General features: G+C 72.4%; 18 protein-coding genes and 1 tRNA gene. 12 read left to right on the top strand and 7 right to left on the bottom strand.

Annotation, left to right across the window (positions count from 1 at the left end; all coding sequences use genetic code 11):
- Positions 1-237 precede the first annotated feature (237 nt).
- A tRNA-Pro gene (locus ACZ4VT_RS32890) sits at positions 238-311 on the top strand.
- A gap of 36 nt (positions 312-347) precedes the next feature.
- Here ACZ4VT_RS32890 and ACZ4VT_RS32885 read toward each other — a convergent pair.
- Both ACZ4VT_RS32885 and ACZ4VT_RS32880 read right to left on the bottom strand, forming a co-directional pair.
- Entirely contained in the window at positions 348-551 is a 204-nt protein-coding gene (locus ACZ4VT_RS32885) for a hypothetical protein (RefSeq protein ID WP_467955071.1), read from the bottom strand.
- A 186-nt stretch (positions 552-737) separates the two neighbouring features.
- Positions 738-1,505, bottom strand: coding sequence for an IclR family transcriptional regulator (locus tag ACZ4VT_RS32880; protein WP_467955070.1), 768 nt, complete (start codon positions 1,503-1,505; stop codon positions 738-740).
- A gap of 400 nt (positions 1,506-1,905) precedes the next feature.
- Between ACZ4VT_RS32880 and ACZ4VT_RS32875 the strand changes: the two genes are divergently transcribed.
- From ACZ4VT_RS32875 to ACZ4VT_RS32860, 4 genes are all read left to right on the top strand, one after another.
- On the top strand, positions 1,906-3,315 hold the full coding sequence (locus ACZ4VT_RS32875) for a phenylacetate--CoA ligase family protein (RefSeq protein WP_467955069.1): 1,410 nt from the start codon (positions 1,906-1,908) through the stop codon (positions 3,313-3,315).
- Positions 3,312-4,232: a hypothetical protein gene (locus ACZ4VT_RS32870; protein WP_467955068.1), complete on the top strand. Its 921-nt coding sequence runs from the start codon at positions 3,312-3,314 to the stop codon at positions 4,230-4,232. Before ACZ4VT_RS32875 ends, ACZ4VT_RS32870 begins: the two co-directional genes overlap by 4 nt.
- A gap of 198 nt (positions 4,233-4,430) precedes the next feature.
- Complete coding sequence (locus ACZ4VT_RS32865; protein WP_467955067.1) at positions 4,431-6,098, top strand: phospholipase D family protein; 1,668 nt, start codon at positions 4,431-4,433, stop codon at positions 6,096-6,098.
- 132 nt (positions 6,099-6,230) lie between these two features.
- Complete coding sequence (locus ACZ4VT_RS32860) at positions 6,231-7,676, top strand: glyceraldehyde-3-phosphate dehydrogenase (RefSeq protein WP_362852406.1); 1,446 nt, start codon at positions 6,231-6,233, stop codon at positions 7,674-7,676.
- Positions 7,677-7,727: 51 nt separating this feature from the next.
- On the opposite strand, the gene ACZ4VT_RS32855 is transcribed toward ACZ4VT_RS32860, so the two are convergent.
- From ACZ4VT_RS32855 to ACZ4VT_RS32845, 3 genes are all read right to left on the bottom strand, one after another.
- Entirely contained in the window at positions 7,728-8,933 is a 1,206-nt protein-coding gene (locus ACZ4VT_RS32855) for an MFS transporter (protein ID WP_467955066.1), read from the bottom strand.
- 55 nt (positions 8,934-8,988) lie between these two features.
- Positions 8,989-10,023: an NUDIX hydrolase gene (locus ACZ4VT_RS32850; RefSeq protein ID WP_467955065.1), complete on the bottom strand. Its 1,035-nt coding sequence runs from the start codon at positions 10,021-10,023 to the stop codon at positions 8,989-8,991.
- 177 nt (positions 10,024-10,200) lie between these two features.
- Positions 10,201-10,824, bottom strand: coding sequence for a LysE/ArgO family amino acid transporter (locus tag ACZ4VT_RS32845; RefSeq protein WP_467955064.1), 624 nt, complete (start codon positions 10,822-10,824; stop codon positions 10,201-10,203).
- A 69-nt stretch (positions 10,825-10,893) separates the two neighbouring features.
- On the opposite strand from ACZ4VT_RS32845, the gene ACZ4VT_RS32840 reads away from it, so the two are divergent.
- The 7 genes from ACZ4VT_RS32840 to ACZ4VT_RS32810 all read left to right on the top strand — a co-directional run bounded on the left by ACZ4VT_RS32840 (position 10,894) and on the right by ACZ4VT_RS32810 (position 18,708).
- Positions 10,894-11,811 carry a LysR family transcriptional regulator ArgP gene (locus ACZ4VT_RS32840; RefSeq protein WP_467955063.1) on the top strand — a complete coding sequence of 306 codons (918 nt, stop codon included), beginning with the start codon at positions 10,894-10,896 and terminating at the stop codon, positions 11,809-11,811.
- Between the two features lie 11 nt (positions 11,812-11,822).
- Entirely contained in the window at positions 11,823-12,215 is a 393-nt protein-coding gene (locus ACZ4VT_RS32835; RefSeq protein WP_467955062.1) for a TOBE domain-containing protein, read from the top strand.
- Between the two features lie 74 nt (positions 12,216-12,289).
- Positions 12,290-13,372, top strand: coding sequence for a magnesium/cobalt transporter CorA (gene corA / locus ACZ4VT_RS32830; protein WP_362798125.1), 1,083 nt, complete (start codon positions 12,290-12,292; stop codon positions 13,370-13,372).
- A gap of 481 nt (positions 13,373-13,853) precedes the next feature.
- Positions 13,854-14,678 carry a chitosanase gene (locus tag ACZ4VT_RS32825; protein WP_467955073.1) on the top strand — a complete coding sequence of 275 codons (825 nt, stop codon included), beginning with the start codon at positions 13,854-13,856 and terminating at the stop codon, positions 14,676-14,678.
- Positions 14,679-14,990: 312 nt separating this feature from the next.
- Entirely contained in the window at positions 14,991-15,344 is a 354-nt protein-coding gene (locus tag ACZ4VT_RS32820) for a DUF805 domain-containing protein (protein ID WP_467955061.1), read from the top strand.
- 204 nt (positions 15,345-15,548) lie between these two features.
- Complete coding sequence (locus ACZ4VT_RS32815) at positions 15,549-17,768, top strand: NADP-dependent isocitrate dehydrogenase (protein ID WP_467955060.1); 2,220 nt, start codon at positions 15,549-15,551, stop codon at positions 17,766-17,768.
- 163 nt (positions 17,769-17,931) lie between these two features.
- Positions 17,932-18,708: a hypothetical protein gene (locus tag ACZ4VT_RS32810; protein WP_467955059.1), complete on the top strand. Its 777-nt coding sequence runs from the start codon at positions 17,932-17,934 to the stop codon at positions 18,706-18,708.
- A 20-nt stretch (positions 18,709-18,728) separates the two neighbouring features.
- Here the strand turns inward: ACZ4VT_RS32810 and ACZ4VT_RS32805 are convergent, their stop codons facing one another.
- Both ACZ4VT_RS32805 and ACZ4VT_RS32800 read right to left on the bottom strand, forming a co-directional pair.
- Positions 18,729-19,226: a hypothetical protein gene (locus ACZ4VT_RS32805; protein ID WP_467955058.1), complete on the bottom strand. Its 498-nt coding sequence runs from the start codon at positions 19,224-19,226 to the stop codon at positions 18,729-18,731.
- Between the two features lie 141 nt (positions 19,227-19,367).
- Positions 19,368-21,647: a terpene synthase family protein gene (locus tag ACZ4VT_RS32800; RefSeq protein WP_467955057.1), complete on the bottom strand. Its 2,280-nt coding sequence runs from the start codon at positions 21,645-21,647 to the stop codon at positions 19,368-19,370.
- Between the last annotated feature and the right edge of the window lies 1 nt (position 21,648).

The raw sequence follows: 21,648 nt of genomic DNA, 5'->3' as shown, positions 1-21,648 counted from the left end.
CCCCTCCCCCCCCCTCCCTCCCCCCCCCCCCCCCCCCACCCCCCCCCCCCCCCCCCCCCCCCCCCCCCCCCCCCCCCCCCCCCCCCCCCCCCCCCCCCCCACGGCTCAGGACCGGCTGACGCGGCCGACGCGCCACCCGCGGAACCGGTAGCGGAAAAGGTGCGCGCGACCACCCGCTGAAATGCGGTATCGTTCTCATGCGCGTTCGGCCAGGGGAAACCCCAGGTCAGCGGGCATCGGGACGTGGCGCAGCTTGGTAGCGCACTTGACTGGGGGTCAAGGGGTCGCAGGTTCAAATCCTGTCGTCCCGACTATGCGGAAACGCAGGTCGGAGGCCGTTCTCTCATTCACGAGAGGGCGGCCTTTCGTACGTCCGCCTGCCTGGCGGTGGGGCAGCCATGCCGGGCGGCCTGCGCACGCCCTCGCTCCAGGACGATCATCAGGGCTGCGAAGCCGGGGCAGCGACCAGGCACCGGCGGCAGCAGTTCCGGTTCCCAGCCTTCGAGGCGGGCGGTTCCGTCACGCCCCGTGTGCAGCCGTAGCGGGGCCACGCGCCCACGGTAGCCCTGGCAGGCGGTGCGGTCGCCGCGGTGAACGGGTGGTGTGGTGCCAGCGGTTGGTTGCCAGGTCACGGGATTCAGTGGCGTGACGGGGTGCGTCCGGGCGGGGCCACGCCCGGCGTCCGGTGACACCGTGCCCGCCGCCTCGCCGGGCGGGCACGGTGTTCTCGTGCCCGCCTAGTGCGGACGCACCAGCACCGGGTGCCGGGGCTGGGTGCCCGGGGTGGGGGTGGGGGCGGGCTGTCTGGTCAGGTTGGCGCTGATCATCGCGGCCGCGCGGCCCACGGCCTCGCCGAGCGGGGCGATCTGTTTGCCGTCCAGGGCGGAGGCCGCGACCGCCGCCACCACCTGGCCCGACGTGGAGAACACCGGCGCCGCCACGCACGACAGCGTGCTCACGCACTGGCCGTACTCGAAGGCGAGGCCCCGCTCCTGGGCCCGGCTGACCTCGCGGGTCCACGTCGGCTGCGTCCAGCCCCTGGGCAGCTCGGCCGCCGGGCTGGACGCCGCGAGGATCAGCTCCGCCGCGCTCCCGGGCGGCAGGACGACGCCGGAGCGCAGCGGGAAGACCTCGTCCACCTCGCCGCGCATGCCCCCGACGATGATCGTGTGCCCCGCCTCGGGCACCGACAGGCTGAGGCTCAGCCCGCCGCTGACGGCCGCGAGCTCGCGCAGCGGCCGGGCCGAGGCCGCGCGCAGCAGGCGCGCGGGGTGCCAGGCCTGTCCCAGCCGGAACGTTCGCGGCCCGAGGCGGTAGCGGCCCGCGCGGCTCTGCACCGCGCCGAGTGCGACCAGCTGCCCCAGGAGCCGGTGGGCGGTGGCTTTCGGCAGTTCGGCGTCGGTGGCCAGGCGGGTCAGGCCGACCTCCTCGCCGTGTGCGAGCACCTCCATGAGGGCGAACGCCCCCTCCAGTACACCTCGCCCCTCTGTGCCGGATCTGGCCATGAGAGGTTCCCCCTTTCGCACGGAACCCATCGGTCGGATGGGCCCGTAACTCCCCGTTCGTCCCGGCTCATCAGCAAGAACGGAGTTGCCGCCCTCCACTTCCGCCGGTCCGTTGAACGGACCCGATCATTGCCCGTGTGTTGAGAACGCGCCAGTGTGTTGTCGCCCGGGGACGAAACGTTCCGGTGCCCCACAGGTCACGGGGTGTTCGTCCCACAGCAACGAAACAAGGAGGATCCCGATGAGCGCGATCAAGACCAGCGCCAAGCAGTTCAAGTACGTCATGGGTGCCATGACCGCCGTCTTCTTCGGCACCTGCTCTGCCAGCTGACGCTGTTTCGGGGGGTGGGGGCGGCATATCGCCCCCACCCCTTCTTCTTGACGCCTTAGGGAGGCACGCGTGCTGGAAACCGGTGTCCGGCAGGTCCGGGTGGCGATGGCCATGGTCTTCGGCCGGCGGCTGAACGTCCGGGCCGTCGAGCGGCTGGTCGCCGACGCCCTCGCCACGCTGGAGGAGTTCGGCTCGCTCGGTGACGACGTCGACGAACTGGCCGACGGACCGTTCGCCGACCCGGACGAGCGCCGCGACCTGCAGAACCGCGCACTCCAGCGGACCGTCGACAGACTCGCCAAGCGCTCCCCCTTCTACCGGGAACGGCTCGCCGGCATCGACCTCGCCGGGCTGACCACCGAGACGTTCACCCGGATCCCGGTGACCCGCAAGGCCGACCTGATCGAGCGCCCCGCCGACTTCCTGTGCGGCACCCCCTACCTGGCGACCCAGACGACCGGCACCACCGGCCGCCCCGTGCAGATGTGGCTCTCCCGCTACGAGATGGAGCTCTGGCCCGCGCTCATCGCCCTGTCCGTGCTGCTGCGCGGCGACATCCGCCCCGGCGACCGGATGCAGATCAACCTCAGCTCCCGGGCAACGGCCGCCGTCCAGGAGGACGTCGAGGTGTGCCGGATGGTCAACGCCTCGTGCCACGTGGTCGGCCAGGTCCCGCCGGAGGAGTCCGTCGAGCACCTGCTCGGCCGCAACGGCACCCGGCCCACCCTGCTCACCGGCAACCCCAGCTACCTGGCCCGGATGCTCACCGCCGCACGCCAACGCGGTCACGGACCGGACGACTTCGGCCTGCGGGCGATCTACGCCGGCGGGGAGATCGTGTCCCCGGCCTTCGCCGAGGCCCTGCGCGAGACCTTCGGGGCCGAGACCATCGGCGACAACTTCGGCATGACCGAACTGCTGCCCGTCGGCGGCCGCACGTGCAGCCGGCGCCACCTCCACATCGACCCCAACATGGGGTACACCGAGGTGCTCGACCCGGAGACGGGCGAGCCGGCCGGGCCCGGACAGCTCGGGGAGCTGACCGTGACCCCGTACTACCCGTACCGGGAGTGCATGCCGGTCCTGCGCTACAACACCGGCGACGTGGTCCGCACCCTGGTCGGCGAACCGGACTGCGAACTCGCGGCCGTGCCCGCCGTTTCCCAGATCCTCGGCAAGGCGGGCACGCTGCTGCGCACCGCCGATGCCGTCGTGACGCCGCGCGAGATCGTGGAGGCGCTGGACGGCACCCCCGGAATGCCCTGGCCGCTGCGATACCGGGCCGAGGTCGCCGACGGCCGGCTCCACGTGGAGGTCGCCACCCGCAACGCCGGCGCGGCCGAGGTGACCGAGCGGCTGCTGGTCCGGGGCATCGACGCGCGCGTCACGGTCCTGCCGCTGGACGACGAGGAGGCCGCCCGCCGCTTCCCCCTCCGCTGTGACCTGTTGGAGCACACCTTCACCCGGAGCCACGCATGACGGTCTTCTTCCAGATCGCGGCCACCGCCGTCCTGGCGCTCGCGGTCGTCGTCGGCGCGATCGCCTACTTCCGCGCCGTACGCGCCGCGAGGCCGCCCGTCGGCGTCTTCAACGGCCGGGACATCTTCATGATGATGGGCTTCGTCCTGGCGCTGCCGTACGTCTACCTCGCCCTCCCCGGCGCCGTCCTCCCGGCCGTGCTCGCCCTCGTCTTCGCGGGCGGACTGTCCGTCGGCTACCAGCCCCTCATCGGCAACGGCCGGCTGCGCTGGGCGCTGATATCCGTACTGATCGCGAGCGTGCTCGTCACCCACCTGGCCTTCGGCGAGACCGCGGCGCCCTACTGGGTGGCGAACAGCTGCGTCGTGGGACTGGTCGTGGTCTCCGCCACCAACCTCAACGTCCAGGGCGGCATGCGCCTGAAGAACGTCGCGTGGTTCCTGCTCGCCCTCGCCGTCTACGACGCCTTCTTCGCCTGGGTCGTACCGCTGACCCAGGAGCTCGCCGCGGCCGTCCAGGGGTATCCGTACGCCCCGGCCGCCGGCCTGCGCCTCGGCGAGGACCTCGGCGCCGTCGTCGGCATGGGCGATCTGCTGGCCTACGCCCTCTTCACCACCACCGCCTACAAGGCGTACGCGAAGCCGGGCCTGCGCACCGGGATCGCCCTCGTGGTGCTCTTCGGGGCCGTGGCGCCCGTCGCCGCCCTGCACCTGATCGCCGCCGCCACCGGTGACGCTCCTGGCCTCATCCCCGCCCAGGTGTTCTTCGGCCCGGCCGCCTTCGCCGGCTACCTGTTCCTGCGCCGGCGCGGCCCCGAGCGGCGCATGGCCGACGTCCCGTTCCGCGGGAACAGCCGGGCGGCCGTGCGGCAGGCCCCGGTGCGCGCCGCCGAAGCCCACCCCGTGGGCAGGGCCTGACCGGCCCCAGGCCCGCGAAGACCGCCCGGACAGGGCCTGACCGGCCCCACGACCGCCCGGGCCCCGCGGGAGCACGACCTCGCGCGCGGCCCGGGCACCCATCGGACGGCCGTGCGCCCCGGCGCCCGCTAGCCTGGGATTGCAGTACGCACGCACGCACGATCGGAGCAGTGCGGTGGATCCTGGGACGGGCCCGCCGTGAGGCCGGCGGACGCCGTCACTCCCAGTGGCGCCGAATGGCTGCTGGCCTCCGGCGAACGCGGCAACCCGGCGACGCGTCTGGACCGGCGCCGCCCGGACGGCGCGCCCTGGTCGCGGGGCAACCACGTACGGCCCCTGGTCCACGGAGCCGCGTACTTCGCGGAGCTGCTGGCGGAGATCCGCGCGCTGCGCGCGGGCGACCTGCTGCTGTTCACCGACTGGCGCGGCGATCCCGACGAGCGCCTCGACGGGCCCGGCACGGAGATCGGCACGGTCCTGTGCCGGGCGGCCGAGCGCGGGGTCGTCGTGAAGGGGCTGCTCTGGCGCTCCCACCTGGACAGCCTGCAGTTCAGCGAGGCGGAGAACCGCCACCTCGGCGAGGAGATCGAGGAGGCCGGCGGCGAGTGCCTGCTCGACATGCGGGTGCGGCCCGGCGGCTCCCACCACCAGAAGATGGTGGTGCTGCGCCACCCCGGCCGCCCCGGGCTGGACGTCGCCTACGTCGGAGGCATCGACCTCTGCCACAACCGCAACGACGACGCCGCGCACCGCGGCGACCGCCAGTCGGCGCCGCTGGCCGCCGCCTACGGGCCGCACCCGCCGTGGCACGACGTCCAGCTCGCCCTGCGCGGGCCGGCCGTCGGCGACCTCGAGGCCGTCTTCCGCGAGCGGTGGGAGGACCCGGCACCGCTCAGCCGCAGCCCGCTCACCCGCCTGCGGTCGCTGGCGCACCGGGAGGACAGCAGCGCGGACCGGCTGCCCCCGCAGACCGCCGATCCGGCGCCCTGCGGCACGCACACCGTCCAGGTGCTGCGGACCTATCCGAACCGGCTGCTCGGCGGCTACCCCTTCGCCCCCGACGGCGAGCGCAGCATCGCCCGCGCCTACGACAAGGCACTGCGGCGGGCCCGGGCACTGATCTACTTGGAGGACCAGTACCTGTGGTCCCCGCGCGTGGCGGCCTTCTTCGCCCGGGCGCTGCGCCGGCATCCCGGGCTGCGGCTGATCGGCGTCATCCCCACGGTCCCCGAGCAGGACGGCCGCCTCACCGGGCCGATGAACCTGATCGGGCGGATCGACGCCCTGGCGGAACTGCGCCGCGCCGGCGGCGGGCGCGTCGCGCTGTACGGCCTGGAGAACCACGCCGGGACCCCGGTCTACGTGCACGCCAAGGTGTGCGTGATCGACGACGTGTGGGCCTCCGTCGGCTCCGACAACATCAACCTCCGCTCGTGGACCCACGACTCCGAACTCGGCTGCGCCGTGTACGACGAGACCCCGGACCCCCGGCAGCCGCGCGACCCCGCCGGCCTCGGCGAAGGCGCGCGCGCCTTCGCCCGCGACCTGCGCCTGCAGCTCATGCGCGAGCACCTGGACGCGCCGGCCCCGTCGGAAGACCCGGGCACCCCGGACGCGGCGGGCCGCGACGCGGCGGACGCGCTGTGCGATCCGGCGGCCGCGTTCGAGGCCTTCGCGGCGTCGGCCGCCGCGCTGGACGCCTGGCACGCGGGCGGCCGCCGCGGTCCCCGGCCGCCGGGCCGGCTGCGCCGCTACGTTCCGCCGGACCTGCCCGCCGCGCAGCGGCTGCTCGCGGCTCCGCTGAACCGGCTCCTGGTCGACCCGGACGGCCGCCCGATGAGGATGCGGCGCCGCAACACCTTCTGAGGTCAAACCGCCCCAACCAGGGACACCTTTACGTCACATAGCGCACGTTCCCGGCCCCGGCGGGTACCGCCTGAGGGGCCGGAGCGGCGTCGGGTTAGCATATGAGCACCGCCTAGCTCGAAAGATAATCCTGTGACTGTCAATGAGGACTCGTTCACCAGCTGGAAGAACCGCGAGGAGATCGCGGAGTCGATGATCCCGATCATCGGGAAGCTGCACCGGGAGCGGGACGTCACGGTCCTGGTCCACAGCCGCTCCCTGGTGAACAAGTCGGTGGTCAGCATTCTGAAGACCCACCGGTTCGCCCGCCAGATCGCCGGTGAGGAGCTCTCGGTCACCGAGACGCTGCCGTTCCTGCAGGCGCTCACCACCCTTGACCTCGGCCCGTCGCAGATCGACATCGCCCTGCTCGCCGAGGCGTACAAGAGTGACGACCGCGGCCTGTCGGTGGAGGAGTTCACCGCCTCGGCCGTCGTCGGCGCCACCGGTGAGAACAAGATCGAGCGCGGCGACGGCCGCGACGTCGTCCTCTACGGCTTCGGCCGCATCGGCCGCCTCGTCGCCCGCCTGCTCATCGAGAAGGCCGGCTCCGGCAACGGCCTGCGCCTGCGTGCCATCGTCGTCCGCGGCGGCGGCGAGCAGGACCTGGTCAAGCGCGCCTCCCTGCTGCGCCGCGACTCCATCCACGGCCAGTTCCAGGGCACCATCACCGTGGACGAGGCGACGAGCACGATCATCGCCAACGGCAACAGCATCAAGGTGATCTACGCCAACGACCCCTCCGAGGTCGACTACACGGCGTACGGCATCAAGGACGCCATCCTCATCGACAACACGGGCAAGTGGCGGGACCGCGAGGGCCTGTCGAACCACCTGCGCCCCGGCATCGACAAGGTCGTCCTGACCGCCCCGGGCAAGGGCGACGTCCCGAACATCGTCCACGGCGTCAACCACGACACCATCAAGCCGGACGAGCAGATCCTGTCCTGCGCCTCCTGCACCACCAACGCGATCGTCCCGCCGCTGAAGGCCATGGACGACGAGTACGGTGTCCTGCGCGGTCACGTGGAGACCGTCCACTCGTTCACGAACGACCAGAACCTGCTGGACAACTACCACAAGGCCGACCGCCGCGGCCGTTCGGCGCCGCTGAACATGGTGATCACCGAGACCGGTGCCGCCTCCGCCGTCGCCAAGGCGCTGCCCCACCTCAAGGCGCCGATCACCGGCAGCTCGATCCGCGTCCCCGTCCCGGACGTCTCGATCGCCATCCTCAGCCTGCGCCTGGGCCGCGAGACCACCCGCGAGGAAGTCCTCGACTACCTCCGCGACGTCTCCCTGCACTCGCCGCTCAAGCGCCAGATCGACTTCACGACGGCCCCCGACGCGGTCTCCATGGACTTCGTCGGCTCGCGCCACGCGTCGATCGTGGACGCCGGTGCCACCAAGGTCGACGGCGACAACGCCATCCTCTACCTCTGGTACGACAACGAGTTCGGCTACTCCTGCCAGGTCATCCGCGTGGTCCAGCACGTGTCCGGCGTGGAGTACCCGACCTACCCGGTCCCGGCGGTCTGATCCACGCCCACCGCTCCACCGCTCCACCGCTGTTCTCGTCGGGCCCGGCCGTCAGGCCGGGCCCGACGTGCTTCCCACCCGTACGGGCCGGCGCAGCAGGTAGGCGGCCGCGCCCGAGACGAGCACGGCCATGCAGGCGATGAACACGAGCCCGGCACCCTCCAGGCCGAGCGGGTCGGCCAGCAGTCCCACGCCGATCACCGGCACCGAGATGCCCGCGTACGCCACCACGAACAGCGTCGAGATCACGGCCGCGCGCCGGTCCGGCGGCGAGGCCGCGGCCACCGCGGACAGCGCCCCGCGGAACGCCAGGCCCTGCCCGGCGCCGCCGACGAGCGCACTCGCCACCACCAGCGCCAGCTGGTCCCACACCAGGGCGCCCGCGAGCAGGGCCAGTCCGGCGAGGAGCCCGGCGCAGCCCAGCGGCAGTGAGCGCCCCACCCCGACCTTGCCGACCGCCAGCTGTCCGGCGGTCGAGGCGAAGAAGGCCAGGGCGACGACCGCCCCGCTCACGGCCCGGTTGTGCACGTCCAGGGACTGGGCGAGGAACGCGGGGCTGACCGAGGTGAACACCCCGAACAGGGCGAAGCCCACGAACGCGGCGGTCGCCGCGGGCGCGAACACCGCCCGCACCTGCGGGGGCAGGCCGGGCCGCTGCGGCCGTACGGTGCGCAGCGGCCGCAGCTCCGTCACGGTCTCCGGCAGCCCCAGCAGGACGCCGGCCGAGGCCGCCACCAGGACGAGGTGCACGGCGAAGGTCAGGTAGAGGGGCCAGGGGGCGTACTGCGAGAGCACGCCGGCGAGCAGCGGACCGCAGCCCAGCCCGCCCATGTTGGCGGCCGTCGCCACGAGCGTGGCCCGCGAGGTGCCGCCGCGGGGTGCCAGCTCCATCACGTACGCCGTCGCCGCGCCGGTGAACAGCCCGGCGGACAGCCCCGACAGCAGCCGTCCCGCGTACAGCCAGCCCATGCCGGTGGCACACAGGAAACAGACGGCGCTGGCCGCCGCGAAGCCCAGGCCGGCCAGCAGCACCGGCCGCCGGCCCACGGCGTCCGAGGCGTTGCCCGCCAGCAGCAGTACGCCGATCACCCCGAAGGCGTACACGGCGTACACCACGGTCACCATCAGCTCGGAGAACCCGAACTTCTCCTGGTAGAGGCCGTAGAGGGGGGTCGGCAGCGTGGTGCCGGCCATGCACACGGCGAAGACCGCCCCGCCGAGCAGGCACGGGCGCCACGCGCGGAGATCACCGTCCATGCCGCCGACGGTAACCCGGCGGCCGCGGCCCGGCGCGCCGGGCGGGGACCGCCCGTCAGGGTCGGCCGGCGTGGAGCTCCAGTGGCCCGGTGCCCGTTGCGCGGGCGGTCAGGCAGGCGCTGATCTGGCGCCGCAGGGCGGGTTTGACCAGGCCCGACAGCTCCGCGGGCGCGACGGTGCGCCACTGGAGGAGTTCGGTGTGGTCGAGGCGGATCCGGGCGAGCACGGTGGCGTCGAGGACGCCGCCGTCGTAGAGGAAGCGGATGCGCGCCGGACGGCCGGGCTTGTGCGACCAGTTCACGGCGAGCAGCCGTCCCGGCGCGAGGTCGAGGCCCAGTTCCTCGTGGACCTCGCGCCGGGCGGCGGCGCGCGGGGTCTCGCCGAGGTCGCTGTCGATGCCGCCGCCGGGCAGGTTCCAGCGGTCGCTGCGGCCGTACGCGGGCTGGACCAGCAGGACCCGGCCGTCGGCGGCGGTGAACAGCACGCTCGCGGCGGTCACCGCCTTGGGCCGGCTGGCCCGGTGGCTGGCCGCGTCGAGGGTGCCGGAGTGTTCCAGGGCGAGGCGCCGGGCCGGGTCGAGGCCGGCCGGGGAGCCCGGCTGCGGCACGCCGTCGACGAGGTGGGCGAAGGAGCCGGTGTGCAGGGCGGCCAGGCCGGCGCGCAGCCGGGGCGCGACGCGGGCCGGCAGGGCCTCGCAGGCCTCCTCCGGCCGGAGCCAGCGCGCCTCGGTGCCCCCGCCGTCCCGGAAGGAGAGCGCCGCAGCCTCTTCCGGGGTCAGCGGCCCGACGAGGTGGACGTGGACGACCAGGGCGCGGCCGAGGGCCCCGGGCGGCCGGGAGTCCACCGCCAACAGCCGGCCGACGGGCACATGCAGGTCGAGATCCTCCCGCAGCGCGCGGGCCAGACCCCGCTCCGCGGTCTCGGCGGCCTCGGCCGTGCCGCCCGGAAGCTCCGGATCCGCCGTGTCCGAGGTGGTCAGTACGAGGACCCGCCCGCGGGTGTCGAGCACGATCCCGGTGACGGCCACGAGTGGGGCCGGCCGGGCGGCGTGGTACGCGCGCACGGCGTCGGGGGTGGGGCGGTCGGGCACGGAGGGCTCCTGGGCGTCGGGTCGTCAGGTCGTCGGGTCGTCAGGTCGTCGGGTCGTCATGACGTCAGGTCGTCGTGACGTCAGGTCGTCGTGACGTCAGGTTGTCGTGACGCCGGCGACAGGGCGTCGGCAGCACTATGCCGGGCTCCCGCCGGCGACCCGGCGCCGACATGCGGCTCAGGCGCGGGCCAGCAGCAGGCCGCCCATGGTGACCATGGTCGCCGCGACGAGCCCGTCCATGATCCGCCAGGCCGAGGGCCGGGCGAGCAGGCTGCTCAGCAGGCGGGCCCCGTACCCCAGGCTGGTGAACCAGGTCAGGCTGGCGAGGACGGCCCCGATGCCGAAGGCCCAGCGCAGGTCGCCGCGGTCGGCGGCGAGGGAGCCGACGAGCAGGACGGTGTCGAGGTACACGTGCGGGTTGAGCCAGGTCATGGCCAGACAGGTCAGTACCGCCCCGCGGGCGGATCCGGCGGCGGCCCCCTCCGTCGTGAGGGCGGCGCCCGGGGTGGGACGCAGCACCCGGCGGGCGGCCAGGACTCCGTAGCAGACCAGGAAGGCGCCGCCGGCCAGGCCGACGGCGGTCAGGGCGGCCGGCCAGGCGGTGACGAAGGCGCCGACGCCGGCGACACCGAGGGCGATGAGGGCCGCGTCGGAGAGGGCGCAGATGGCGACCACGGCGAGGACCGCGTGGCGGCGCGCGCCCTGGCGCAGGACGAAGGCGTTCTGCGCGCCGATGGCGACGATGAGGGAGAAGCCGGTGCCGAAGCCGGCCAGGGCCGCGGTCAGGGTGCCGTGTGTCATGTCGTCGACCGTAGGCAGCGCAGACCGTTCAGTACAGCTAATGATTTTTACGTACCATTAACGCTCGTGATGGATGAGCTTCCTCTGGACCAGGTCCGCACGCTGCTCGCGGTGGTGGACGAGGGCACCTTCGACGCGGCGGCCGCCGCCCTGCACGTGACCCCCTCCGCGGTCAGCCAGCGGGTGAAGGCGTTGGAGCAGCGGACCGGGCGGGTGCTGCTGATGCGGACGAAACCGGTGCGGGCGACGGAATCGGGGGAAGTGGTGGTCCGCTTCGCCCGGCAGCTGGCCCGGCTGGAGCGGGACGCGCGCTCCGAGCTGGGCATGGCCGACGGGACGGGCCCGGTGCGGCTCCCGATCGCGGTGAACGCGGACTCCCTGGCCACCTGGTTCCTGCCGGCGCTGACCCGGGTGCCGCAGGACCCGCCGGTCTGCGTCGAACTGCACCGCGAGGACGAGTCGCACACGACGGCGCTGCTGCGGGAGGGGCAGGTGATGGCGGCGGTGACCTCCTCACCGGACCCGGTGGCGGGGTGCAGCGTACGGCTGCTGGGCCTTGCGCGGTACCTGCCGACGGCCAGCCCCCGGTTCGCGGCCCGGTACCTGACGGGCGCGCCGGAGCGGGACCTGCGGGAGGCGCCGACCATCGTGTTCGACCGGAAGGACGACCTCCAGGACGCCTTCGTCCGGTCGCTGACAGGGGACGCGGCGGCCGGGGCGGGCACGGTCCGGCACTACATTCCGACCTCCGAGGGGTTCCGGGACGCGGTGGTCGCGGGACTGGGCTGGGGGCTGGTGCCGGAGCAGCAGGCGGGCCCGCTGGTGCGGACGGGGGAGCTGGTGCTGCTGGAGCCCCTGCGGCCGTTGGACGTACCGCTGTACTGGCAACAGTGGAAGCTCGACTCGCCGGCCCTGTCCACGGTGGCCCAGGTCATCGCGGCGGCGGCCCGGGAGGCCCTGCGCAGCCCCTCGCACCGAGGGCTCTAAGCTGCGGGACCATGGAGTCCTACACGATCGGACAGGCGGCCCGGCTGCTCGGCGTCAGCGTCGACACGGCCCGTCGCTGGGCGGACGCGGACCGGTTCCCCACCCGCCGGGAGGGCACGCGGCGGATGGTGGACGGCCCGGACCTGGCCGCGTTCTGCGTCGAGGTCGCGCAGGAGGCCGGCGAGGGCGGGGACGCCCCGTACACCTCGGCGCGCAACGCCTTCCCGGGGATCGTGACCGGGGTGAAGCTGGGCACGGTCGACGCGCAGGTGGAGATCCAGGCGGGACCGCACCGCATCGTCTCGCTGCTGACGCGCGAGGCGGTGGAGGAGCTCGGGCTGGAGGTGGGCGCGCGGGCCACGGCACGGGTGAAGTCGACGAGCGTGTTCATCGACCGGGTCTGAGCCCTGGTGGGGGACGTGCCGGAGGCGATGGCACACTGGCCGGTGATCCGCCGAAGGGGAGTACGTCCTTGTCCATGTTCAGCAACCTGCGCCGGGCCGTGCGCCGCAGCTACCGGCGGGCCGTCGACCTCAGCCACCCCGCCCGCTCCCCGCTCGGCAGCGCGGTGGTCAACTGCATCTTCTACCGCGACGGCGTGCGCCAGGAGGACTGCGCCGAGGTCGAGGAGGCGCTGCGCCGGGTCCGCAAGGCGGGCGACGGCTTCGTCTGGATCGGCCTGCACGAGCCGTCGCAGTCCGAGCTCGCCGGGCTCGCCGAGCTCTTCGGCCTGCACCCCCTCGCGGTCGAGGACGCCGTGAACGCGCACCAGCGCCCGAAGGTGGAGCGGTACGACGACACGCTGTTCTCCGTCTTCAAGACCGTGCGGTACGTGGAGCACGAGGAGCTGACCGCGACCAGCGAGGTGGTGGACACCGGCGAGCTGATGGCCTTCACCGGCCACGACTTCGTCATCACCATCCGGCACGGCGGCCGCGGCACCCTCGGCCCGGTCCGCGAGGAGCTGGAAGCCTCCCCCGAACAGCTGGCGAAGGGGCCCGCGGCGGTCCTGCACGCCATGGCCGACCACGTGGTCGACGACTACGTGGCCGTGACGGACGCCGTGCAGAACGACATAGACGCCGTCGAGACGGCGGTGTTCAGCGAGAGCGGCGGCCGCGGCGACGCCGGCCGGATCTACCAGCTCAAGCGCGAACTCCTGGAGCTACGGCGGGCGGTGGCGCCGCTGGGCCGCCCCCTGGAGCAGCTGGCCACGCAGCCGATACCGGTCATCCCGCCGGAGATCCGGGCGTACTTCCGGGACGTGGCCGACCATCTGACCCGGGCCACCGAGCAGATCAGCGCCTACGACAACCTGCTCGACTCCATCCTCCAGGCGCACCTCGCGCAGGTGACCGTCGGCCAGAACGAGGACATGCGCAAGATCACGGCGTGGGCGGCCATCGTCGCCGTCCCGACCATGGTCTGCGGGGTCTACGGCATGAACTTCGACCACATGCCCGAACTGCACTGGACCTACGGCTATCCCCTCGTCCTCGGCGTCATGGCCCTGGCCTGCTTCGTCATCCACCGGGGCTTCCGGCGCAACGGCTGGCTCTGACCCGGGAAAACCCTGCGGGGGCGGGCGTGGGCGCCGAGTAGGGTCCGCCTGTCACTGATCGTCAACAGCGAACGGGCGGCGGCGGAGCGGTGGCGGGCGGGGCAGCGGGAGAGGCGGAATCGGGCGGAGCGGAATCGGGCGCGGCGGCCGACGGGCTCACCGGCGAGCGGGTCCGGCTGGAGCCGCTCGCCCACCGGCACCACGACGGACTGTGCGAGGCGGTCCGGGACGGGCGGCTGTGGGACCTATGCGCGACGGATGGATCCGCGACAGCGCGGTCTACAGCATCACCCGGCCCGAACGGCCGGACGCCAAGCGGGAATTGACGGCCCGTCTCGCGCATCGGGGCTGACACGGCGGGGCGATCGCCCTGTGGCGCACGGGTCTTGAGCTGTCGTCAGCTCTGGTAGTAAAGTTTCCTAACGAAATCGGGACGCCTCAACTACCCCACGGAGGCCTTGTGTTCACCCCCCACCGCAAGATGCTCGCGATCGGCGCACTGCTCGGCAGCGCGCTGCTCGCCGTCCCCGTCGCCGCCCACGCCACCGCGACCACCGCGGCCCCCGCCCCCACGGCGGAGACCGCGGCGGCAGCGGCCGCGGGACTCGACGATCCGGCGAAGAAGGAGATCGCCATGAAGATCGTCTCCAGCGCGGAGAACTCCTCGCTGGACTGGAAGGCGCAGTACAAGTACATCGAGGACATAGGCGACGGCCGCGGCTACACGGCCGGCATCATCGGCTTCTGCTCCGGCACCGGCGACATGCTCGACCTCGTCGAGTACTACACACAGGTCAAGCCGGGCAACGTCCTCGCCACGTACCTGCCCGCCCTGCGCAGGGTCGACGGCACCGACTCGCACGCCGGCCTCGACCCCAACTTCACCAAGGACTGGGTGAAGGCCGCCCAGGATGCCGAGTTCAAGAAGGCCCAGGACCGCGAGCGCGACAGGGTCTACTTCAACCCGTCCGTGCAGCAGGGCAAGTCCGACGGGATCGGCGTGCTCGGCCAGTTCATCTACTACGACGCCATCGTCATGCACGGTGACGGCACCGACTCCACCAGCTTCCGCAGCATCCGGGGGCGCGCCCTGTCCAAGGCCAAGCCCCCGTCCCAGGGTGGCAACGAGACCGCGTACCTCAACGCCTTCCTCGACGCCCGGGTCTGGGCCATGAAGCAGGAGGAGGCACACAGCGACACCAGCCGGGTCGACACCGCCCAGCGGGTCTTCCTCAAGAAGGGCAATCTGAACCTCAACACCCCGCTCGACTGGAAGGTCTACGGGGACTCCTTCCACATCGGCTGACGTCCGCCGCGGCCCGGCTCCGGACCCTCCTCCCGGCGACCCGGGCCGCGGTGTCGCGGTGCGGTAACGATGTGGCTAACGATCGAGGTGGCTGCCGGGGCGTCAAGTAGGCGCGCGGCGGGGAGTTTTCGGACATTCAAGGACATGAGGTCACTCCTGTGCTCTCTAGTCGCAACCTCGGTGCCGGAAATCGTCCGGTCCAGCCGATTTGGCTTCGCGTCAACTGGCTTGACCGTGACGTAAGGGGGGCATAAGTTCTGCCCCGGCTTGCTCCAGCAGGACGGGCCGACCAACCGTCCTCTGGGGGGACCCATGAACTACTACGTAGACGTTCTGAAGAAGTACGTCGTCTTCTCGGGCCGCGCCCGTCGCCAGGAATTCTGGATGTTCTTCCTGTGCAACCTGGCCGTCTCGATCGTCATCGGGATCATCGACACCGTCATCGGTGCCAACAGCATCCTCTCCGGCCTGTACAGCCTGGCGATCCTGCTGCCGACCCTCGGTCTCGCGGTCCGTCGTCTGCACGACACGGACAAGTCCGCCTGGTGGCTGCTGCTCTACCTCATCCCGTTCCTCGGCTGGATCGCCCTGATCGTCATCTGGGCCCTCGAGGGCAACGCGCAGCCGAACAAGTACGGCCCCAACCCGAAGGTCCTCGCGGCCTGACCCGGCCCGTAGGCCTGTACGCCTGAGCGCCGCCCCGGCTGGGAACAGCCGGGACGGCGCTTTTGCCGTTCCGGGGGGCCGGGGCGTGACACGCGTCTCCCGGACTGGCGGCAGGGGGGCTGTCCAGACCGGCCCGATCACGAGATATCTTGATGTCGAGCAATGTTGCAGACGAGAGACGCAGACTGTGGAGCGGAGCATCCGGTGACTGACTCGACCATCATCTACACGCACACTGACGAGGCCCCGGCCCTCGCGACGTATTCCTTCCTGCCTGTGATCCAGGCGTACGCGTCGACGGCCGGTGTGAATGTCGAGACCCGTGACATCTCCCTGGCCGGTCGGATCATCGCCAGCTTCCCCGAGCACCTGGAGGAGAGCCAGCGGATCGCCGACGCCCTCCACGAGCTCGGTGAGCTGGCGAAGACCCCCGAGGCCAACATCATCAAGCTGCCCAACATCTCGGCGTCGATCCCGCAGCTCAAGGCCGCGGTCGCCGAGCTCCAGGGCCAGGGCTACGCCCTCCCGGACTACCCGGACGACCCGAAGACCGACGAGGAGCGCGAGACCCGCGCCCGCTACGACAAGGTCAAGGGCAGCGCCGTCAACCCGGTCCTGCGCGAGGGCAACTCCGACCGCCGCGCCCCCGCCTCGGTGAAGAACTACGCCAAGGCCCACCCGCACCGCATGGGCGCCTGGACCCCCGAGTCGAAGACGAACGTCGCCACCATGGGCGCGAACGACTTCCGCTCCACCGAGAAGTCCGCCGTGATCGCCGAGGCCGGCACGCTCCGCATCGAGCACGTCGCCGCCGACGGCGCCACCACCGTGCTGCGCGACTCCGTACCGGTCCTCGCCGGTGAGGTCGTGGACGCGTCCGTCCTGCACGTCGACGCCCTGCGCACCTTCCTGAACGACCAGATCGAGCGTGCCAAGGCCGAGGGCGTGCTGTTCTCCGTGCACCTCAAGGCCACGATGATGAAGGTCTCCGACCCGATCGTCTTCGGCCACGTGGTCCGCGCCTTCCTCCCGAAGACCTTCGCCCGCTACGGCGAGACCCTCGCCGCCGCCGGCCTGTCGCCCAACGACGGCCTCGGCGCCATCCTGAACGGCCTGGGCGCGCTGCCCGACGGCGACGCGATCAAGGCGTCCGTCGACGCCGAGATCGCCGAGGGCCCGGCCCTGGCGATGGTCGACTCCGACAAGGGCATCACCAACCTGCACGTCCCGTCCGACGTCATCGTCGACGCCTCCATGCCGGCCATGATCCGCACCTCCGGCCACATGTGGGGCCCGGACGGCGCCGAGGCCGACACCCTCGCCGTCCTCCCGGACAGCAGCTACGCGGGCGTCTACCAGGTCGTCGTCGACGACTGCCGCGCCCACGGCGCCTTCGACCCGTCCACGATGGGCTCGGTGCCGAACGTCGGCCTCATGGCCCAGAAGGCCGAGGAGTACGGCAGCCACGACAAGACCTTCGAGATCGCCGCCGCGGGCACCGTCCGCGTCGTCGACGCCGCGGGCAACACGGTCCTGGAGCAGGAGGTCGCCGCCGGCGACATCTTCCGTGCCTGCCAGACCAAGGACCTGCCGATCCAGGACTGGGTCAAGCTCGCCGTCACCCGCGCCCGCGCCACCGGCGTCCCGGCCGTGTTCTGGCTGGACGAGGACCGCGCGCACGACGCGCAGCTGATCGCCAAGGTCAAGACGTACCTCGCCGAGCACGACACCGAGGGTCTGACCATCGAGATCCTCTCCCCGGTCAAGGCCACCGCGTACTCCCTGGAGCGCATCCGCCGCGGCGAGGACACCATCTCGGTGACCGGCAACGTGCTGCGCGACTACCTGACCGACCTGTTCCCGATCCTGGAGCTGGGCACCAGCGCCAAGATGCTGTCGGTCGTCCCGCTGATGAACGGCGGGGGCCTCTTCGAGACGGGCGCCGGCGGCTCCGCCCCGAAGCACGTCCAGCAGCTGGTCAAGGAGAACTACCTGCGCTGGGACTCCCTCGGTGAGTTCCTCGCGCTCGCCGTCTCCTTCGAGCACCTCGCCACCACCACCGGAAACGCCCGCGCCCAGGTGCTGGCCGACACGCTGGACCGGGCGACCGGCTCCTTCCTCAACGAGGACAAGTCGCCGAGCCGCAAGCTGGGCGGCATCGACAACCGCGGCAGCCACTTCTACCTCGCCCTGTACTGGGCGCAGGAGCTGGCCCGGCAGACCGACGACCCGAAGCTGGCGGCGGCCTTCGACCCGCTGGCCAAGACGCTGGCCGAGTCCGAGGAGAAGATCGTCGGTGAGCTGATCGCGGTGCAGGGCTCCCCGGCCGACATCGGCGGGTACTACCAGCCCGACGCCACGAAGGCCGCGGCGATCATGCGCCCGTCGGCGACCTTCAACCAGGCGATCGCGACCCTGGGCTGACCCCAGCCCCAGGCGGTCGTACCTGTTCCGCCCCGGCCGGCATCGCGCCCGGCCGGGGCGGACCCGTATCCCGGACCCGTATCCCGGACCCGTATCCCGGACCCGGTGGCCGGGGAGGTGGCCCTGCGCTAGCGTTCGCGCTCTGTGACCTGGAGGGGGAGCTGTGGGACGTCGCTCCGACACGTCGTGCGCCGGCATCGGATGCCTGGGGCTCCTGCTCGTGGTGTTCGTCCTGCCCACGGTCGGATACCTGCTGGCCGTGCCGCTCGTACTGCCCGATCTGCTGGCGGAGCAGACACCGCCCCAGCAGATGCACGGCTTCGGGCAGTACCTCGTCGCCTACGCCATTCCGGCCGTCGTGGCCCTCGTCCTGGCGTTCTTCGCGAGCCGCCGCCGGGCCAACGCGCGGTGGCTGGTCCCGGCCCGGGCGGCGGGCCTGCTCGCCCTGGTGGCCGCGGCGCTGTGGTGGACGGAGAGCAAGGTCGGCGACCACCCGGTGTGGAACGTCCGTGCCACGGCCGAGAGCCTGGCCGCCGGGCTCGTGGCGCTCGCCTTCGTCGTCGCGGTCCGCCGGTGGGACGCCTCGCGGGCCGGCCGGCCCGCCCCCGCGTCCACGCGCCGGCCGGCCCCGGGGGAGATCTGGCTGGCCATGGTGCCGCTGCGCGAGGATCCGGCGCGGCAGCTGCGCCACTACTGCGTGGTGTTGGCGGCCCACGCCGATCACGCCGAGGTCGCCCAGATCACCAGCAAGGACAAGGACGGGCGCTCCGACCACATCCGGATGCCGAACGACGGATGGGACAAGCACTCCGGCCGCGACCACTGGGTGGAGAGCGGCCTGCCGCCGCGCCGTGTCGACTACCGGATGTTCCTCACCTCGCGCCCTCAAGGGCGCTGCCCGGCCCCGGTGTGGCGCGCGCTCGGCCGGCAGTTCGGCTGACGGCGGGGCCGCGGAGCGGGTCAGAGGTGGTGGATCCGTTCCTGGTCGAACGCCAGCGGGGACCGGCCGGCGGCCAGGATCCGCAGCCCCGGGGCCACGGACAGCAGGTTCCGCAGCCAGGCCAGGGCGTCCGGGCCGAGCTGTTCGGCGCCGTCCAGGACGAGCAGCATGTCCCGTTCGGCCAGCCACGAGGCGGCGTTCGCCGTTCCGCGGGGCAGGGCGGGCACGCCGGGTAAGCAGCCCGGCTCGGCCCTCGGCCCGGCCCTCGGCCCGGCCGTCAGCTCCGCCGTGAGTTCGCGGAGGCCGTAGCCGCCGTGGAGCGGGTCCATGGCGACGACCGCCACCCCGTCGCAGAAGTTGGACGCGAGGCGTCGCGCGATCTCCCGCACGAGCAGGCTCCGCGGCTCGCGCAGGCCCCCCGCCACGGTGAGCACCCGCCCCCGCCGGACGGCGGTGAGCAGGCGGGACATCTCGGCGGAGGTCGCCGGAAGCGTTCCGGTCGAGCGGGATTCCCTCATCGGCACGATGCCCCCCATTGCATGCGTGACCAAGTGCGGCAAGAGGGTTCGTTCGAGCCGCGTGACGACGATTATGCGCCACTTGCGCCGTAAGACCAGGGGAATGTCGCATTCCGGTGAGGGGGTCTTCAGCCCCGCAGGTCAGGCCCACGTGGGGCGGTGCGGAGCCGGCGGCAGCAGCCTGCCCCGGCCCGGCGGATTCGGCGTCACGGCGCCCGCCGCCACGGCCGGGCGGTGCGCGTGGTGGCGCTTCAGGTCCTCCTCCCGGTAGCGCCGTGTCCGCGCGTGCCAGACGGCGATCCCCGCGATCCACTGCTTCAGCTCGTCCACGTGGCGGTCGAGGGCCGCGCGGGCCTCCGCGTCCAGCCCGTGGTCCGCGTACATGACGGGCAGTTCGTTGGCCACCACGTGCTCGAACTGCTTCATCCGCGCGGTCATCAGGTCGTTCACGACCCGCAGCGCGGCCGGGTAGTCGCAGTCGAAGAAGTTCTCCACGACGATCAGCAGGTTGTGCAGCTCGCCCTCGTACTCCGCCTCCTTCTGGTACGAGTACACGTCGTTCATGACGGCCGAGTAGTCGAAGGCCGCCGCCTGCAGGGACTGCAGGGCCGAACTCCCGTAGACCTCCTCCGGAACCACGTCCATGTGCGCCATCCGCGCCAGCGAGATCGTCATCGGCGACCCGAAGGTCACCCGCCGCATCTCCAGGTAGTCCACCGGGTCCGGGACCCGGTTGGCCGCCTGGTTGTCCAGCTCCCACAGCCAGCTGTCCAGCACCTGGTCCATGGCCGACCGGAACATCTCCCGGCCGCGCCGCCCCATCGGCGCCGCCGTGCGCCGCCACAAGTCGGCCAGCCCCCGCTCCATCGCGTTGACCGGAGCCGGCGGCGCGGACACGTCGAGCGGCATGCAGGCGCGCAGCCGCCGCGTCTGCGCCCTGGCGGCGGCCAGGGACCGGGTGGCGCCGAAGAGCAGCGGAAAGCTGTCGTCGGCGTACGTGCCCCAGCTCAGCCAGCCCGCGCTGATGTCCAGCGCCTGCGCCGAGCACCTCGGGTCGATGCCCGCCGAGCACAGCGCGAAGTCGTACCCGCGCGCCTTCTCCTCCCACCAGATGCCCTCGTCCAGGATGCCCATCGCCCGGTTCCACTCGATGAGCCGCTCCCGGGCGCCCGCCAGGTGCGGGCTCAGCACGTTCCGGTACGGCAGATAGAACTCCGGGATCACCGAAGGACCCACCGGATGCGGGACGTTGGAGTGCCGGCGCACCCGCCGCGCGCCGCCGGTCAGGCCCAGCAGTGCCTTGACGTTGGCGCCGGTGGTGCCCAGCCCGGAGGGGCCGGGCAGCCACCCGGGCAACCCCGCGTCCGTGCGGTCCGGGCGGCTCTTCATGTACCGGCTGGAGCGCATGTGCCACTCGTGGCCGCCGGACTGCCAGTCCTGGAGTCCGCGCGCGTAGGTGAGGACCGCGAGGATCCCGTCCGGGCCGAGGCCCTTCTCGGCGAAGAGCACGGGCAGTTCGGTGAAGAAGGTGCTCTCGAACTGCTGGAGCCGGGAGGTGATCATGTTGTTCAGCTGGTCGGCGGCCTCCTGGGTGGTGCAGCCGAAGAACCGCTCCAGGACCAGCACCCCGTTGCTGAGCTCCCCCTCCTTCCCGATCTCCCGCTCGTACGAGAACAGGTCGTTGCGGAAGTGGACCGCGTCGGCGAAGCAGTCGCGCAGCACGCGCAGCGCCCGCTCCCCGGAGACGGACGCGGGCACCTCCACGCCCACCGCGTGCTCGACGATCCCCGCCGACCAGGGCGCGCCGCCCACCTTGCGGCGCTGTTCCACGTACTCCATCGGGTTCGACACCCTGCCGATGTTGATGTTGTCGAGCTCCCAGAGCGACTCGTCGAGCAGATCGCGGGTGCTGAGGGTGAAGCGCGCGATCCAGTCGGCCGAGTGGCCCGGTACCGTACGCCGCCACAGGTCGGCGAGGCCGGCCTCGACCGGATTGGCGGGCTCGGGCATCGTGGCGCGCGGATCGGCGGGCATGAACGGCGTGAGCCGCTCCAGGGCGGCCCGCCCCGCGGCCCGGTCACCGGTGCGCTTGAACCGCTCCAGGAACCAGTCGTCGAAGAAGAACACCCACACGTACCAGTCGGTGACGAGCGAGAGCATCGGGCCGTCGCACTCGGGGTGGGTGTAGGCGCACAGCAGCGCGTAGTCGTGCGCCTCCAGGTCGGCCGGGCCCCACACGCCCGAGCCGTCCAGCATCCCCCGGTCCGCGGCCCACGCGCGGGTGTGCGTCCGGGCCTCCTCCAGATGGGGGTTGAGGCGGGCGGGGTGCGGGAGGTAGAACTCGGGCAGCTCGAAGGGCTGCCCCGAAGCGCCCTCCTGCGGGTCGCCCTCCCGCGGGTCGCTCTCCTGCCGAGCGGTCATG

This window comes from Streptomyces sp. NPDC029164, from assembly GCF_055563995.1.
The sequence above is the reverse complement of the archived record's forward strand: the minus strand, read 5'-3'. Positions and strand labels throughout refer to the sequence as shown.

What these genes read in the sequence shown, in the direction of transcription:
- ACZ4VT_RS32870 (WP_467955068.1), top strand. Translation starts at nt 3,312, where the DNA reads ATGACGGTCTTCTTCCAGATCGCGGCCACCGCCGTCCTGGCGCTCGCG.
- ACZ4VT_RS32880 (WP_467955070.1), bottom strand. Translation starts at nt 1,505, where the DNA reads ATGGCCAGATCCGGCACAGAGGGGCGAGGTGTACTGGAGGGGGCGTTC.
- ACZ4VT_RS32835 (WP_467955062.1), top strand. Translation starts at nt 11,823, where the DNA reads ATGGAGTCCTACACGATCGGACAGGCGGCCCGGCTGCTCGGCGTCAGC.
- ACZ4VT_RS32820 (WP_467955061.1), top strand. Translation starts at nt 14,991, where the DNA reads ATGAACTACTACGTAGACGTTCTGAAGAAGTACGTCGTCTTCTCGGGC.
- ACZ4VT_RS32805 (WP_467955058.1), bottom strand. Translation starts at nt 19,226, where the DNA reads ATGAGGGAATCCCGCTCGACCGGAACGCTTCCGGCGACCTCCGCCGAG.
- ACZ4VT_RS32840 (WP_467955063.1), top strand. Translation starts at nt 10,894, where the DNA reads ATGGATGAGCTTCCTCTGGACCAGGTCCGCACGCTGCTCGCGGTGGTG.
- corA (WP_362798125.1), top strand. Translation starts at nt 12,290, where the DNA reads ATGTTCAGCAACCTGCGCCGGGCCGTGCGCCGCAGCTACCGGCGGGCC.
- ACZ4VT_RS32845 (WP_467955064.1), bottom strand. Translation starts at nt 10,824, where the DNA reads ATGACACACGGCACCCTGACCGCGGCCCTGGCCGGCTTCGGCACCGGC.
- ACZ4VT_RS32800 (WP_467955057.1), bottom strand. Translation starts at nt 21,647, where the DNA reads ATGACCGCTCGGCAGGAGAGCGACCCGCGGGAGGGCGACCCGCAGGAG.
- ACZ4VT_RS32825 (WP_467955073.1), top strand. Translation starts at nt 13,854, where the DNA reads ATGCTCGCGATCGGCGCACTGCTCGGCAGCGCGCTGCTCGCCGTCCCC.
- ACZ4VT_RS32855 (WP_467955066.1), bottom strand. Translation starts at nt 8,933, where the DNA reads ATGGACGGTGATCTCCGCGCGTGGCGCCCGTGCCTGCTCGGCGGGGCG.